Annotated in this window: 13 protein-coding genes and 2 pseudogenes; 10 read left to right on the top strand and 5 right to left on the bottom strand. The window is 41.5% G+C overall.

Annotation, left to right across the window (positions count from 1 at the left end; translation table 11 throughout):
* Positions 1 to 25: 25 nt before the first annotated feature.
* Positions 26 to 1,561 (bottom strand): maltose/glucose-specific PTS transporter subunit IIC, encoded by a 1,536-nt coding sequence (locus ACFRAK_RS15665; RefSeq protein WP_387603504.1) that lies wholly within the window; start codon positions 1,559 to 1,561, stop codon positions 26 to 28.
* A 405-nt stretch (positions 1,562 to 1,966) separates the two neighbouring features.
* Here ACFRAK_RS15665 and ACFRAK_RS15670 point away from each other — a divergent pair, with 405 nt between their 5' ends.
* The 9 genes from ACFRAK_RS15670 (at position 1,967) to ACFRAK_RS15710 (ending at position 11,812) form a co-directional block, all read left to right on the top strand.
* Positions 1,967 to 2,272 carry a DUF2294 domain-containing protein gene (locus tag ACFRAK_RS15670; protein WP_081113038.1) on the top strand — a complete coding sequence of 102 codons (306 nt, stop codon included), beginning with the start codon at positions 1,967 to 1,969 and terminating at the stop codon, positions 2,270 to 2,272.
* Positions 2,273 to 2,464: 192 nt separating this feature from the next.
* Positions 2,465 to 3,502 (top strand): ABC transporter substrate-binding protein, encoded by a 1,038-nt coding sequence (locus tag ACFRAK_RS15675; RefSeq protein ID WP_394572042.1) that lies wholly within the window; start codon positions 2,465 to 2,467, stop codon positions 3,500 to 3,502.
* A 21-nt stretch (positions 3,503 to 3,523) separates the two neighbouring features.
* The gene (locus ACFRAK_RS15680; RefSeq protein ID WP_387603510.1) at positions 3,524 to 4,453 is read left to right on the top strand and encodes a nucleoside hydrolase; all 930 of its coding nucleotides are present in this window, start codon (positions 3,524 to 3,526) and stop codon (positions 4,451 to 4,453) included.
* A gap of 24 nt (positions 4,454 to 4,477) precedes the next feature.
* Positions 4,478 to 5,302: an ABC transporter permease gene (locus ACFRAK_RS15685; RefSeq protein ID WP_387603513.1), complete on the top strand. Its 825-nt coding sequence runs from the start codon at positions 4,478 to 4,480 to the stop codon at positions 5,300 to 5,302.
* Positions 5,303 to 5,308: 6 nt separating this feature from the next.
* Positions 5,309 to 6,097: an ABC transporter permease gene (locus ACFRAK_RS15690; protein WP_387603516.1), complete on the top strand. Its 789-nt coding sequence runs from the start codon at positions 5,309 to 5,311 to the stop codon at positions 6,095 to 6,097.
* A gap of 14 nt (positions 6,098 to 6,111) precedes the next feature.
* Positions 6,112 to 7,176 carry an ABC transporter ATP-binding protein gene (locus tag ACFRAK_RS15695; protein WP_387705572.1) on the top strand — a complete coding sequence of 355 codons (1,065 nt, stop codon included), beginning with the start codon at positions 6,112 to 6,114 and terminating at the stop codon, positions 7,174 to 7,176.
* Between the two features lie 16 nt (positions 7,177 to 7,192).
* On the top strand, positions 7,193 to 8,911 hold the full coding sequence (locus tag ACFRAK_RS15700) for an adenine deaminase C-terminal domain-containing protein (protein ID WP_394572043.1): 1,719 nt from the start codon (positions 7,193 to 7,195) through the stop codon (positions 8,909 to 8,911).
* Between the two features lie 183 nt (positions 8,912 to 9,094).
* Positions 9,095 to 9,247 (top strand): hypothetical protein, encoded by a 153-nt coding sequence (locus ACFRAK_RS15705; protein ID WP_153246156.1) that lies wholly within the window; start codon positions 9,095 to 9,097, stop codon positions 9,245 to 9,247.
* Positions 9,248 to 9,907: 660 nt separating this feature from the next.
* Positions 9,908 to 11,812 carry an endonuclease MutS2 gene (locus tag ACFRAK_RS15710; RefSeq protein ID WP_387705576.1) on the top strand — a complete coding sequence of 635 codons (1,905 nt, stop codon included), beginning with the start codon at positions 9,908 to 9,910 and terminating at the stop codon, positions 11,810 to 11,812.
* 905 nt (positions 11,813 to 12,717) lie between these two features.
* Here ACFRAK_RS15710 and ACFRAK_RS15715 read toward each other — a convergent pair.
* Positions 12,718 to 12,837 (bottom strand): annotated as a pseudogene (locus ACFRAK_RS15715) (QacE family quaternary ammonium compound efflux SMR transporter); the annotation flags it as partial.
* A 165-nt stretch (positions 12,838 to 13,002) separates the two neighbouring features.
* Between ACFRAK_RS15715 and ACFRAK_RS15720 the strand changes: the two are divergent.
* Positions 13,003 to 14,004, top strand: coding sequence for a tyrosinase family protein (locus ACFRAK_RS15720; protein ID WP_387603529.1), 1,002 nt, complete (start codon positions 13,003 to 13,005; stop codon positions 14,002 to 14,004).
* A 500-nt stretch (positions 14,005 to 14,504) separates the two neighbouring features.
* On the opposite strand, the pseudogene ACFRAK_RS15725 reads toward ACFRAK_RS15720, so the two are convergent.
* The 3 genes and pseudogenes from ACFRAK_RS15725 to ACFRAK_RS15735 all read right to left on the bottom strand — a co-directional run.
* Positions 14,505 to 14,675 (bottom strand): annotated as a pseudogene (locus ACFRAK_RS15725) (DUF2992 family protein); the annotation flags it as partial.
* 55 nt (positions 14,676 to 14,730) lie between these two features.
* Positions 14,731 to 14,874 carry a hypothetical protein gene (locus ACFRAK_RS15730; RefSeq protein ID WP_192206484.1) on the bottom strand — a complete coding sequence of 48 codons (144 nt, stop codon included), beginning with the start codon at positions 14,872 to 14,874 and terminating at the stop codon, positions 14,731 to 14,733.
* Positions 14,875 to 14,907: 33 nt separating this feature from the next.
* Positions 14,908 to 15,873, bottom strand: coding sequence for a DMT family transporter (locus tag ACFRAK_RS15735; RefSeq protein WP_387705579.1), 966 nt, complete (start codon positions 15,871 to 15,873; stop codon positions 14,908 to 14,910).
* Between the last annotated feature and the right edge of the window lie 57 nt (positions 15,874 to 15,930).

A 15,930-nucleotide genomic window follows, 5' to 3' on the forward strand; every position in this document is an offset into this window, starting at 1 on the left:
CACGTCCTTATCGTTATCTATGTTCTTAATGACCCAAGTATTCTTCCACTTCATTTTTGATGATCGTCACTTGGGGACCGTATACTATTTGAATGCCATTTCCTTTTTTTACGACGCCTTTTGAACCGGTTTGTTTAATGACGTCTTCTTTCACCAACGATTCATCCTTTACCGTGACACGCAGACGGGTTGCACAGCAATCGACTATATCGATATTTTCCTGTCCGCCTAAACCATTGACGATGGTTTGGGTTCTCTCTGATGCGGTTACTTGTGTAACGGCGGCCTGTTCATCATCTTCACGGCCGACCACTTTCAAATTCTTCTTCCTGATCAAGAATTTAAAAGTGAAGTAGTATAGGAAAAACCATGGAATGCCGACGAGCAGTACATAAATCCAGTTTGTTTTACTGATACCCTGGAGTATCCCGAATAAAGTAAAATCAATAAATCCTCCAGAAAAGGTTTGACCGATCGTTATATTGAATATATCTGCCATCATGAAGGCAAGTCCGTCAAACAAGGCATGAATAACATAAAGGATCGGGGCGACAAACAAGAAACTGAATTCAAGCGGTTCGGTGATGCCTGTTAAGAAAGAGGTCAAGGCAGCAGAAAGAAGCAGGCCGGCCACGACTTTCTTATTTTTAGGTTTAGCGCAGTGATAAATGGCAAGTGCAGCGCCGGGTAAACCAAACATCATCGTGATGAACCGTCCGGACATGAACCGGGAAACACCCTCATAGTACTTGACGGTAGTCGGATCGGCCAATTGCGCAAAGAAGATATTCTGGGTCCCGCTTACAATCTGCCCTTTTATCTCCATCGTTCCGCCTAAAGCTGTTTGCCAGAAGGGAAGGTAGAAAATATGGTGCAACCCTAAAGGCCCAAGCATCCTTAATATGAATCCGTAAAAGAAAGTCCCGATCGTACCTGTGCTCGTTACCAGCGCACCTAATTGGTTTATGAAAAGCTGGAAATAAGGCCACACGATAAAAAGCACGGCTCCAACCAAGATGGACGCGAAGGAAACGATGATCGGAATGAAACGGGAACCACCGAAAAACCCTAAAACTTGCGGAAGCTGAATTTTATTATATTTATTGTGTAAAAGTGCGGCAACGATACCTACTATGATACCGCCAAACACACCGGTCTCCAGTGTTTGGATCCCGACCGCCATTCCCTGCCCGGCACCTGCCAAATTCTCTTTGGCAAGTTCCCCGTTTATTTGAAGCAGTGCATTTATTGAACTGTTCATGACGAAGTAGCCGATCATGGCTGCCAGTGCTGCGGTCCCTTTATCCGAACGTGCCAATCCTACTGCAACACCTACAGCAAAAATGACCGGCAAGTTGCCGAATACGATGCTTCCTGCAGAACTCATGATCGTGAAAATGGCCTGCAGCCAAGCAAAGTCTAAAAACGGATAAGCCTCAACTGTATTTGGATTGGAAAGAGCGCCGCCAATTCCCAGCAATAAACCGGCCGCTGGCAAAACGGCAATCGGGAGCATAAAAGATTTCCCGAATTGCTGCGCTTTCTCAAAAGCTTTCTTCATAATAATTCCTCCCTTATTTAACGAGCCTTTGATACTCTCTATTTTTGATCGCTCTATACTAGCTATATTAAATCCATATGATAGCGTTTTCAATGCGGTTCAAGGTTATATCAATTGTTTTCAATCTTGCGCTTATTTCTCTGAAAAAGTTTTCATTAATAGAAGTGCTGGATTGGATATTAAGTTATATAAATATATTGAAATTCCCATATACTTATTTTTATAATTCGTGTATTGGTGAGTAAATGTGCTATTTAATTAAAAAAAAACATTTTTTTGTGTGAAATCCGAATATTATCTTGTGCAATAAAGAAAAAGTATATATAATTACTTCAAACGATAGTTTGGCAGGTGATAGTCATCTTACCGATAAACTCTAACGAAACGAAGAAAGTGCTTTCTCATATGTATAATGAGGTATCGAAGGAATTGTTCGGCTTTGGTACGACGCTGCTGAAGGTCACTGTTGAGCAGAATGTGATTACATTCCAGGCCAAACATCGACGTGCCCCGCGCTCTGAAGCTTTGGAAGGGGAAGTTCCCAGCCTGAAGCAGGAGGTTGACTTCCATATGTCCCTGCTTTATAAGAAGAAACTGAAACAAAAGCTGGAAACGCAAACGAATTGGGATATTGAAGCTGTCCTGAGGGATTATGACTCAGCGACGCAGCTGGCATTCACCAATATTGTATTGAAGGAAAAAATCATCTAATCATATAAATGGATTTCACTTCGGATTTATCTGGAGGGAACGCCACTGGAGAACCAAAGGATAAGTTTTATCTTTGTTTACAAAGAAAAGACAATCTTGGGTAGAATTTCAATTCTATTTAAGATTGTCTTTTTTTACATTTATATCAGTAAAAAGGAAAATTTAAACAATATAATTTTGGAGGTTTGAATGATGAAAAAAATATTTATGATGTTATCGCTTTTCACATTAGTTTTAGCTGCATGCTCTTCAAAAGAGGATGGTAAGGAAAAACCAGCCAAATTAGTCGTTTCCACTTGGGGATTCGCCGATGATTTCTTCCGTCCGGAAGTTTATGAGCCATTTGAAAAGAAGCATAATGTAAAGATTGTTGTTGATTCAGGAAATAACGCAGATCGATTGAACAAAGTACGCCAAGCGAATAGCGATGTGGATGTTATCTATTTATCCGACTACTATGCACAGCAGGGCATCGATGAAGGATTATTTGAGAAAGTGGACCATAGCAAAATTCCGAATATTGATAAGATATACGACAAAGCAAAAGCGCCGAATGGCGATGACTTTGGACCAGCCTATACGATTGCACAATTTGGCATTGCCTATAATCCCGATGAAGTGAGTAAACCGATCGCCTCTTGGAAAGATCTTTGGAGCAAGGATTTGGCAGGGAAGATCACGATCCCATCCATCACTTCAACAACTGGACCGATGTTTTTGGATGCCGCTTCAAAAGTTAGCGGAAGTGAAAAGTTCAATGAAGATAAAGCCTTCAATCAAATGAAAAAGATCATGCCGAATGCGGTTAAGGAATATGGGCAAACATCAGAGTTCGTCAACATGTTCTCACAAGGGGAAATCGCTGCAGGCCCGATCATGGAAATGTATTTTGGCGATTTACAGGAAGCCGTTCCCAATGCCAAGTTCATTTCCCCTGAAGAAGGCGGCTACGCAGTGATGAATACGGTGAATATTGTTAAAGCCAGCGATCAAAAAGAATTGGCCGGCGAATTCATGAATTACATCTTAAGCAAGGAAGTTCAGGAAAAATCAGCGAAAGCGAAAGTGGATTCTCCCGTCAATACGGAAGTCAAGCTCTCTGAAACCGAAGCGAAAGGCTTAACCTATGGAGATGACGTCATTAACAGCCTGCATGTATTGGACATGAAGTTTGTAAATGAAGACTCTAAACAATGGATCGATCGTTGGAATCGTGAGCTTACACACTAAGAAAGAAACGAGGTGTGCTTGATGAAGAAAAAAATGATTCTTGATGTGGATACTGGAATAGATGATGCGATCGGAATCATCCTTGCTGTGAAAAGCCGTCAATTCGACATATTGGCGGTAACGACAGTGAACGGGAATGTATCACTTGATACGGCTACATTGAATACATGCAAAATATTGGATTTATTGAGTGAACAGGACATTTCAGTCATAAAGGGGGCAGATAGCCCAATTATCAGGAGCCCGTTTTTTGAACACCGGGTCCATGGCGAAGACGGGATTGGCGGAGCCTTGAAGGATGTGCCAGTCAAAAAGCGGCCGGATGATGGATTTGCTTCTGATTTCATCATCAATTCCATTTTGAATTTTCCAGGTGAAGTGACGCTTGTCATGACGGGACCTCTTACGAATTTGGCATTAGCGGTGAAAAAATGTCCGCAAATCACCAAGCTCGTTAAAGAAGTCATTTTCATGGGCGGAGTCGTTCAAGGGGTTGGCAATGTCACGCCAACCTCCGAATATAACACGTATGTCGATCCTGAAGCTGCCAAAATCGTTTTACAGGCGGGATTCACATCCATCACGCAAGTTGGTCTTGATGTCACGAGAAAGGTTCTATTGGGTGAAGAGCATATCCAATTGATTCAAAACCTTGAACTTGCCGACTATATAAGGGAAAGTACATCAGATTATCGGAAAAGGTATTTTGAACGTAACGGTATATGGGCATGTGCGATGCATGATCCATTGGCTGTTGCCATTGCTTTGCAAGAAGATCTTGTCAAAAGAGAAGAATATTATGTGGATGTTGAAACAAAGAGTGAGCTTTGTGACGGACAGATGGTTTGCGACTTTCAAAATAGGCTGATGAAGCCGCCAAATGCGCATGTTTGTCTGGATGTCGATGCGGAAGCGTTTTTCGACCTGTTCATTCGCATAATCAATTCATAAATCATACGAACAGGGGGTTCCGAGGTGAAAAAACGCTATCTATACCTGTTGCTGTTTCCAGGCGTTCTATTTTTAACGATTTTCATGATCATTCCGATCCTAATGACGATTGGCACGACATTTTTTAATGAAAGCGGCGGCTTTTCCGTACAAGGGTATCTCGATTTTTTCCAAGATCGATACTTTATTGAAATTCTGCTGACGACACTTAGGGTGAGTCTGTTCACGACAATCATTTGCATTCTATTAGGATTTCCAGCAGCTTATTATATTTCAAAACTGAAACAACGAAAAAAAGCCATCATGCTTTTGCTGACGATCTTCCCGCTATTGACAAGCCCTGTGGTCCGCTCATTCAGCTGGATGGTGATCATCGGTAAAAATGGTGTGGTGAATAAATTGCTCATGGGCATGGGCTTGATTGAAAAGCCGCTTGATATATTGTACACGCCTACGGCCATCATCATCGGATTGGTCCATTTATTCCTGCCATTGATCATCGTGACGCTGGTGGGTGTGATGGAGAACATCGAAACGGACTTATTAAAAGCGGCGGAGAGCCTTGGAGCATCAAGGTTGGCCGTATTCTCAAAAGTGGTCATCCCGCTTTCGGTCCCAGGATTGGTCATTGGCAGCATCCTTGTTTTTGTAGGGAGCTTCACGGCCTATACAACGCCTGCTTTATTAGGCGGGAAACAACGGGTCATTTCAACATTTCTTTATCAAAACGCGATTACATTGAACGAATGGCAAGTGGCATCGATTGTCGCTACCATCATGATTGCGGTGACAGTCCTTATCATATCGATCATGAATGGTTTGGCAAAAAAATTAAATCCAAAGGGGTAGAGGTGTATGCAGGAAAAAAATCGAGGATTGGCCCTGTTTACTCTCCTGGTGTTCCTTTTTTTACTAGGGCCTTTGCTTATCATATCCGTTACGTCATTCGAAGGCGGAAATATTTTGAAGTTCCCGCCAGAAGAGTTTTCTTTAAGGTGGTATGAAAATATTTTTAATGTGGAAATGTTTTTGGTCGCTTTTAAAACGTCCATCCTTGTTTCACTGGCAGGCAATCTTCTGGCACTGTTACTGGGAGTGCCGGCTGCCTATGCATTAAGCCGGTTTGATTTCAAAGGGAAAAGCTTGATTAATGCATTTTTCGTTTCTCCCATATTAATACCGGGAATTGTGCTCGGCTTTGCGTTTTTACGTTATATTGTGGGGGCTTATCAGCTTCCGATTTATGCGGCACTGTTTGTGGGACATACTGTTATCATGCTGCCGTTCATCATCCGCGTGATTTCTTCAAGCTTATCAAACTTTGACTTTTCCATTGAAGAAGCGGCGGAGAGTCTCGGCGCCAGTAAACTGGGCACATTCTTTACAGTCGTCCTTCCGAATATAAAATCAGGAATTCTTGCGGCAGTCATGATCGCCTTCTTGGAATCCTTCAATAATGTGGACATTTCAGTTTATATGACAGGCCCTGGAGTAAGTACGTTTCCGATTCAAATGCTGACGTATGTAGAGAACTACTTCGATCCTACCATTTCGGCCATTTCCGTATTACTCATGTTCATAACGGCTTTCTTCATGTTTATAGTAGAACGGCTCATGGGATTGTCTTATTTCACAAAACGATAAGGAGGTAATGATGGATGGCTTTATTCACTTTACAAGATATATCTGTAGCATATAACAAACAGAATATATTAAAAGATTTCAATCTTGAGATTGAAAAAGGGAAACTGGTATCCCTTCTTGGCCCGAGCGGCTGTGGGAAAACGACGACTCTAAGGTTAATTGCCGGGTTTTTACAGGCGAACGAAGGGAAGTTTTTATTCAAGGAAAAGGACTATACGAAAGTGCCCGTCAACAAGCGGAATTTTGGCTTTGTGTTCCAAAACTATGCATTATTTCCGCATTTGTCGATATTCGATAACATTGCATTCGGTCTCCGTCTCAGAAAGATTTCTAAAAGTGAAATCGAAAAAAAGGTAATGAATGTGCTTGAGATCGTTAATTTAAAAGGGTTTGAAAAGAGATATCCCCAAGAGCTTTCCGGAGGCCAAAAGCAGCGGGTTGCGATTGCCAGGGCGCTGGTGATTGAACCGGACATCCTATTATTTGACGAGCCATTGAGTAATCTTGATGCCAACTTAAGGGTGAATATGAGGGTCGAAATCCGCCGTATCCAACAAGAGCTGGGGATTACAACGGTATATGTCTCCCATGACCAGGAAGAATGCTTCTCGATATCCGACCAGGTGGCGATCATGAATAAAGGGATCATCGAGCAGCTTAGTGATCCTGCGACCATTTACAAATATCCTGAAACTAGATTTGTCGCAGACTTCATCGGCTTCAAGAACTTCATTGACTTCGATAAGCGGACAGATCATGACGGTAAAATTGAACTGAACAAATCCGGATACTCATTTGTGCTGAACAAGGATGCCCAGATGACCAATGCAACGGGAAAAACAGGCGCCATCAGGCCGGACGATCTGTTGATCAGGGAAAAAGATAACACGGGAGCTGTTCAGGAAAATGGTTTATCTGGCCGGGTTAAGGTAAGTACCTATCTGGGAAGAAGCTATCAATATGTCGTTGAAACTCCATTAGGGGATTTCACCGTGAACAAGGAAATGGCGGATTCCTATCGGACGGGTCAGGAAATCATCCTTGAAATTCCGAAAAACCAGATGGTGCTTGTTGACTAGCTTAGGAGGGTAAGTTATGCGAATGGATATGCTTGTAAGAGATATCAACGTGTTTAACAGCTATTTTAAAAGATTTATTAAAGGGAATGCTGCCATCAAGGATGGAAAGTTCTATTATATCGGAGACCGGGAATTGGATGCCTTCGAGTCGGATCGAATCGTCGATGGGCAGGGGAAGTATATGATTCCAGGCCTGATCGATATCCATCTCCACATTGAAAGTACGATGGTGACGCCTGCGACTTTTTCCTACGGGCTAATCAAGAATGGCGTGACGACGATCGTGCCGGAACCGCATGAAATGGCCAATGTTTTCGGGATTTCCGGTGTGAAGGAAATGATCAAAGCAAGTAAAGATTGCGTAGCGGATATGTTTTATGCCATCCCGAGTTCCGTTCCTGCCACGTCGATGGAAACAACAGGCGGTTCTATCGAAATAGATGATATAGATGAATTGATGCAAACCGAGAACATTAAATGTCTTGGCGAGATCATGAATTACTATGAGGTCATAACCGATCCGGATTGCAAAACGAATCAGATTTTGTCCCATATCCGTTCCCGTTATCCAGATCTGATCATAGAAGGGCACGTTCCTAAGCTGCTCGACCTGGACTTGCAGAAGATTGTTTATGCCGGAGTGAATTCAGATCATACGCACCAGACCGTGGAAGGGATGGATGCGAGGATCGCTGCCGGGATGTTCATTGAGATCCAAGAAAAATCAATGACTGAAGAAGTGATAGATTACTTGAAGGAAAATCAAGTGGATGAACATTTTTGCTTTGTCACTGATGATGTCATGACCGACTCTTTCCAAAACAGGGGACATCTGAATGTCCTTTTAAAGAAAGCCATTCAAATGGGAATGGCACCGGAAAAAGCGATATATGCATGCACCTATACACCTGCACAGCGGATGAGGATGTATGACCGGGGTGCCATTGCACCTGGAAAAACGGCAGACTTCCTGCTGCTATCGGACTTGGAAACATTTGAAATTGAACAAGTATACAAAACAGGTGAGCTCGTTTATGAATCTTCACGGCCATATGTACAAGAAGTGAAGGAAAGACAATTTCCTGAGCATTTCTATCAAAGTGTGAAGCTTGCGGAACTTACGGAAAACGATTTTACCATCACAATCCCGGATAAGCTTGAACGCAGCAAGTGCAGGATCATAAACGTGCAGAATGGTTCTACTTTCACATCTGAAACCCATGATCATTTAGATGGGAAGAATGGTCAATTATGCTGGGAAGAAAGCCCTTATGGTTTAATCGCCACATTCGAAAGATATGGGAAAAACGGTAATCGGGCGCACGGATTGATCACCGGCGATGTATTGAAGCGCGGAGCGGTCGCCACGACCTATTCACATGATAACCATAATCTTTTGGTGATTGGCCATAATAAGCAGGATATGATGATGGCCGCTAACGAAGTCATAAGGAAGCAAGGCGGAGTCTGCTGCGTTGAAGACGGCAAGGTCCTATCCATGATCCCTCTTCCGGTAGGGGGGATCCTTTCCGAAGAGCCAATGGATATCGTATCAAGGCAGGTTCAGCACCTGACAGATGGACTGAAATCGTTAGGCTACGAACACTATAATGTCATCATGTCATTAAGCACCTTATCGCTTCCTGTCAGCCCGGCCCTGAAAATAACCGACCATGGGTTGATTAACGTGAATGAAGGGAAAACAGTCCCTCTCATAATGAGTGATGAAGCTTAAACCGCAAAGGGGATTATCCACTGGATAATCCCTATTTTTTATGGCTAAAAGTCTTCTTTTTTTATTTGTATATAATTACCACTAGAGGAAAGATGTGATAAAATAGAAGGGCAACTGAGGATAGAGTGGTAGGTCACAGTTTTTCTTTTCCACCTAATGATAGATGGGAAAGGAGGTGACCGCTTGATTCATTTCTTATTGAACTTAATTACAGATATGGGTAAAGAGATATTTGTTGCTGTAGCAACCAGTCTTATCCTGTCTATGTTCGCCAAGAAACGGAAAAAGAACCACTCATCCTCCCAAGATGGCAATGGTTCTTCTTCTGACGATTAATTAAGTTAGTTGTGACCAACCACTCTTGCTAGTTGTCAGCCTCATGTTAGCGCATGGGGCTGTTTTCAGTTTATGTTAATATAAGGATAACATACCCCAATTTTAAAGTAAATATTCAGACAATGAAAAGGGGAGCTACTGAAGCATCATGGCTGTTAAAGCCAATGGCCCTTTGTTTTACATGAATAGATTCGGAGGATGGCCCAAAAATGAAAAAATGAATTGACTCTTTCTTACTGATATGGTATGTTAATTCCAATCTAAGAAAAGGTGTGGTGTTTTATGTCGGGAGTAGGTATCAACTAATTTAGTTGAATAAGGTATTTAATCACTGATATGCCAGTGGATTAAGTATGCCTTTTTTCACAGTGCAATTCTGCATTGTGAATACCTACCTTAAGACTGCTTCCTTTTCCATAAATCGTGTAACATGCAGGTGTTACGGCGAAAAGCATGGTGGGATTTGTCCTATCATGCTTTTTTGTGTACGCAGGTCTATTCGAGCTGCCCAATTTGTTATCGATTTTAGGTCCTTATAAGGCCGTGCCCGCAGGAGCTTTCTACTCAAATGGCTTGTTCATTTGTAAAGGTAGGGGGACCATTGCGGGCATTTTTTGGATTCGGGAATTAATCACTCACTCATTCAAGGAGGATCATTAAATGAATACAATGACTTATGAAAAATTACAATATATCCAACTCAAGGAAATGGTGAAAAACCATTGCGTAAGCGGTTTAGGAAAAGCGTTATTGGATCAGCTTAAGCCGAGCAGCATTTTGAAAGTCGTTAAAAATCGTTTGAACGAGACAACGGAGGCAAGGAACTTACTAAATGCGGAAAGCCATATTCCCTTGAAAGGCATTTCACATATTGGACTCCATATCGACAAACTGGAAAAAGGCATGATTTTGGAGCCGTCAGAGTTAGTGGCGATAGCAGACTTTTTAAGAGGCTGCAGGAATATCAAGAAATTCATGACCGATAAAGAATTCTTTGCACCAACACTGCATGCCTATGCCCGCTCCATGACTGAATTCAGGAGCATTGAAGAAGAAATCCAATTCACCATAAAAGGAAATGCTGTTGTTTCCGAAGCAAGCAAGGACCTGAAACGGATCAGGAACCAAATCATCAAGACAGAAAGCAAAATAGAGGAACGGCTGAATAAGTTCCTGAAGAGCGGAGCCAATAAAGAGTTCATTCAGGAATTTTTCATCAGTAAAAAGGATGATCGCTACACCATCCCGATCAAAGCCTCCTATAAAAATCAAGTGGCCGGAACGATCGTGGAAGTATCGGCAAAAGGGGCTACCGTGTTCATCGAACCTGCCTCGGTGACGAAATTGAATGTTGAATTGGCCAGTTTAAAAGCGGAGGAATCGATGGAAGAGTATCAACTTTTGGCCACATTATCGGGAACGGTTTTCGAACAGCTGAAACCGATCAAGATAAACATCGAGTTAATCAGTCAATATGACATGATCTTCGCAAAAGCCAAGTTCAGTAAAAGCATGGATGCCATCGAACCGAAAATCAATGATCATGGTCATATTAAATTAAAGGGCTGTAAACATCCCCTTTTGCCGCAGGACAGCGTACCTTTGGATTTTGAAATCGGGAAGGACTATCGCAGCTTGATTATTACAGGCCCTAATGCCGGGGGTAAAACAGTCGTCCTGAAAACGATCGGCATCCTTACATTGGCCGTCATGTCAGGGCTGCATGTTGCAGGGAAAGAAGGGACGGAACTTGCCGTCTTCGATCAGGTATTCGTCGATATCGGTGACAATCAAAGCATTGAAAATGCACTGAGCACGTTTTCATCGCATATGAAAAACATCTCGGAAATCATGGGGGCGTTAACCAATAACTCCTTGCTGCTGTTCGATGAAATCGGGAGCGGAACGGAACCGAATGAAGGAGCCGCATTGGCGATTGCCATCCTTGAGGAATTTTATCAGAGGGGCTGCATAACCGTTGCGACCACCCATTATGGTGAAATCAAGCGCTATTCGGAAATACACAGTGATTTCATGAATGCGGCCATGCAATTCAACAGTGAAACACTTGAACCAAAATACAAGCTGCTGATCGGTCAATCCGGGGAAAGCAATGCCCTCTGGATAGCCAAAAAAATGAATGTTCGTGAACAGGTCCTGCAAAAGGCAAAGCTCTATATCGATAATAAAGACTACGACTTGGAGCGTGTCCAGGAAGGGAAAATCAAAAAAGCGAAGCCAGCAGCCGTTCATAAGGAAGCAACTTATGAATATGAAGTCGGTGACAAAGTGAAGGTAAGCGAACTGAATGGCTATGCAATCGTTTATAAGAAAAAGGATGCATACAATAATGTCACCGTTCTTTTCGAAGATATCTTCAAGGAAGTTCATGCCAGTAGGCTCGAGCTGGAAATAAAGGCCGCCGATTTATATCCTGAAGGCTATGATCTCAATACTTTATTTGTCAGCTACAAAGAAAGGAAATTGAATCACGACCTTGAACGGGGGTCAAAGAAAGCGCTAAAGAACGTAGCAGCGGATATCCGGAAGAAGCTTGGTGAATAACCTGATGTAAAAATCAACATCGGCAGGGTATGAATGGATTTTAAGGGAAAGCCAAATGAATGAAAGACTTGAAAAAACACCTTAATTACCTGTAATTTTAGGATTTATTTTGCACCTGTTTTAAGCGTTATTTTGCACTTTTTCAATCAATAACGTTCGTAAAAGTGTGTACAAAAAAGAAGACGTTCGTAAAAGTACGAACGGTTGAGTTTCTTCTCAAAACAGCCGGCAGTTATGTTCGTTAAAGAGTCCCCGAACTTCAGTGGACTTTTACGAACGTCCTAAACGAACTTCCTATAGGGGTGGCGTCAGGAGAATGCGGATATACAACGTTAAGGGGTACCATTTTCATAGCATATTTACCTATTTTTCTGTATTTATTATTAGAATTTTATAGAAGTTCACCTGTTAAAGAAGAAAAACAAAATCGGGGTTCTAGTTTTTTTATCGGAGTAGTTTTAGCCTTGATGTTAACCATTCCAGAGATTATGTATTTCTTTACAATATAATTTGATCTCAGAAACGATTGTCCAGGACCAGTCGTATTCAGAAAAAACCTCTAAGTTTTTTCCCTTAGAGGCTTTTTTTATTGAATCTTATTGTAACGAGTATTCTTAAATTTTTAATAGTCCATAAATCTTAACGCCCTCCCGCATTGAGGACGCTTCTGAGTGTCCTTTTTGCTTTTTATCTTGGAACTTTATTACAGGATTTCTGCATACACGCTATCGTTCAATTTGCCGAACTCCACTTCGACTGGAAACATATCAATCCCCTGAAGCTTCATTCCTATAGAATCTTCTACCCAACCTATCAGCTCAGAGGTAAACGGTATGCCATTACTTTTCCGTTTGATTCTTTGATAGTGGCGATCGGCTCTCTCTGACCGCCTAAAAACCCCACAGAAAGCACATACCGACAGGAAGCTTCCTGCCAGTTATTATCATTAAATAGAAACTGATGACAATGGAAATGACCGTTCCAGACCAACTCCAAAAGCCATCCGCATGTTTTAAGCCAATCACTCATAAAACTTCAAAAAAAGCTGCAATGAATACCTTGATCCAGTTTGAGCTCATGAAATATTTTAGTCTAATATCCGCAAATGTCCCCGAACGTTTGCAGCAGAGATGACTTAATATATAACAAGGTTTTTAGTTTAATTGAACATTTGGAAATGAGGGCAAGTCATGACTGCTGAATATAACATTAGAAAAAATGCACTTCATCTTTCTGAAAAGGAAAAAAGGAAATATATCGATGCTGTTTTGGTCTTAAAAGAAAAAGGGATATATGATCGGTACGTAGCATGGCATGCTGCTGCAGGGAGATTTCAAACCCCTCCCGTTAAGCCCCCGAAAGCAGGGAACGTTTCATTAGCATCAACCCGCAGTCATAATGGTCATGGGGAGCGGTCTGGGGCTGACAACGCCAATATCCATGGAAGTCATGGTGTTCAGCGAAATGCAGCTCATAGCGGGCCGGCGTTCTTACCTTGGCATCGCTATTTCCTATGGCTGTTCGAACGCGATCTTCAATCCGTTGACCCCAGTGTGACCATTCCCTACTGGGATTGGGCAGCAGATTCAGAATTGGATGATCCAGCTTCATCCCCAATCTGGGATAGCGATTTCATGGGCGGAAACGGGAATAAAAAGAAAAACAACCTTGTCGATTCAGGTCCTTTTGCCGCTGGGGGCTGGGAAGTTCTTGATGAGGAGGGGAAACCTTCAGGGGGATTGAAACGGAACTTCAGATCTAGTAAACAAGTCGCAAACCTGCCAACGAAACAAGACGTTCAAAACGTATTGAAAATCACTCCTTATGATGCACCACCGTGGAATTCCGAAAGCAATCCAAGTTTCCGAAATCAGCTTGAAGGATTTGTCGATGGACCGGCCCTTCATAATCTTGTGCATGGCTGGGTCGGGGGACATATGGGTTCTGTACCTGTTTCACCTAACGATCCAGTCTTCTTTTTACACCATGCCAATGTCGATCGGATATGGGCAATGTGGAAAATCCAGCACCGGGGGGAGAAATATCTCCCGAGAACAAGTGGACCATTCGGCCATAACTTAAATGATCCTATGTTTCCGTGGGATATAACCCCCAAGAAGATGATCAATCATAGGAAATTGGGCTATATATATGATATGGAAAGGAAGATGGTGAAGGGAGATCACCATTGACTGAAGGTCAACAAGGCGCAGTGTGAGCACTGCGCCAATTTGCTGCTAGCATTTTGGGTTATATTCAGTTGTTAGAAGAAGAGCAGAGTATATGAATTGTCAAAAGACGATTGTTTGCCCATCCATGGACAATGAGCTGCGGTTTCAAGCATTCCAACTCAAACGTTCCACTGCATCAGAGGCAAGAGAGGGAATTTTTAAATTGTCCTTCAAATGCAAAAGAAAATCAACTGGATTCTTTTTGGTTGCAAAATCAGGAGGTTTTCTAATGAACAAAAAAGATTAGCCGTTTTAATTCTGGTATTTTAGTAGTCACTTATAGTCAAGTAACTTGTAATCTCCATACATGGGTTTTTTAGATAAAATTATTACATATCAAACATGTGAAAGAGGGTTCTTAATGGCGGATTTTATTATAAATAAGGCAGGGGCAAAAATTTATAAAGATATTACTGATTATTTAAATCGTGTAAGACAGAATCTAATACATACATATTAAATTAATAGCAGATATAGGAAAAAACACCGAGTAAGATGCTTTTTATCTTCCACGGTGCTTTTTTTACGCTTTTTACTTCTTCATCTTGTGGTTCTTTTCCAAAGAGATGTTTACGAACTCTCAAAACCCCATCTTGGTTATCTTCGACAATTCCTACCCAGAACTGGCAATCAAAGTAAAGTGTCTAAAAGTCAGGCTTTTTTGCGTTGTATCGCCAAAAGTCTATTTTACTTAATTCTTTTACTTCTATCATGATATAGATTAATTAATTCTGCATTTTGCTCCTTCATCTTTTTCACATTCTTATTAATCGTGGCCAATTCCCACAGTACAGCTAATCCAAAGATTAGCATAAGCGTTAATAAATCCATCGTTGCCCTCCTATTGATGTTGTGTACCTTTAATTAAATGATTTTTTTCAATTTCCTTGGATTCAATTCCTCAACTTGGGAAGGCAAGTTTTTTCTTTGATAATAATTGTTTTGAATCAATGCATATATCACTAAAAAAGTTCCCAGTAATTCGAATGATGATAGTGATTTTCCTTGGATAAAAACGATGACCAATGTGGTTATTGGAACTAAATTGATAAATAGGATCCCATTGATCGGCGTTAAAAGTTTAATGCCTGAATTCCAGCTTAAAAGGGCAATGGCACCGGGGAAAATAATCATGAAAATCATTTCGCCATAAATGGATTGCATAACCTCTGCTGTAGGGACAGACAGGCCCATTGCAGTTGCGAGGAATGTTATGATTGCTGATACTGCAGTTCCTAAAATGCATGTTAAAGTCGAATATCGAAGTGTTGACCATCCATTGAATTGGTCGCCGCCCATCGTATATATAACCCAGCCTATAACCCCGATGAGAATGAAAAGGATAGGGATGAGGCTATCTTTCAATAAAAATAGGAATGATATGTCGCCATTGGTAATGACGAGAATGGCCCCTATCAAGGCAATGAACATGCTGGCGATGGTATACTTCATGGGTCTGGTATTTTTGAAAACCCACAGAATTAAAATTGAAATCATGGGCATTAATGATTCCATGATGGAAGCGATAATTACCCCGTTATGCCCCAGTAAGTCTTGACCTGCGAAAATGAGGAAGTTGTATACAGTGAACGCCATCGTTCCAAAAAACAATAATTTCTTCCCTTTCCCTTCCAGGCTAAAAGAATTCTTTCCTTCTTTAATGAATAGCAATATCGCTAAAATTACACTAACAGCTAAATATCGCAAAAAAGAGAAATAAAATGGATCAATATATGTTAAGGCCCTTTCTGCAACTGGAAACATCGCTCCCCAAGAAATGCTGGCTGTCAAACATAAAAGTGCACCGATTAAAACTTGATTTTTTTTCATAAAAGCTTCCCCTCAAAAATAATGATTGATTAAATTCCTATACACACCTTATGATAA

It is taken from the genome of Peribacillus sp. NPDC056705, assembly GCF_043656335.1.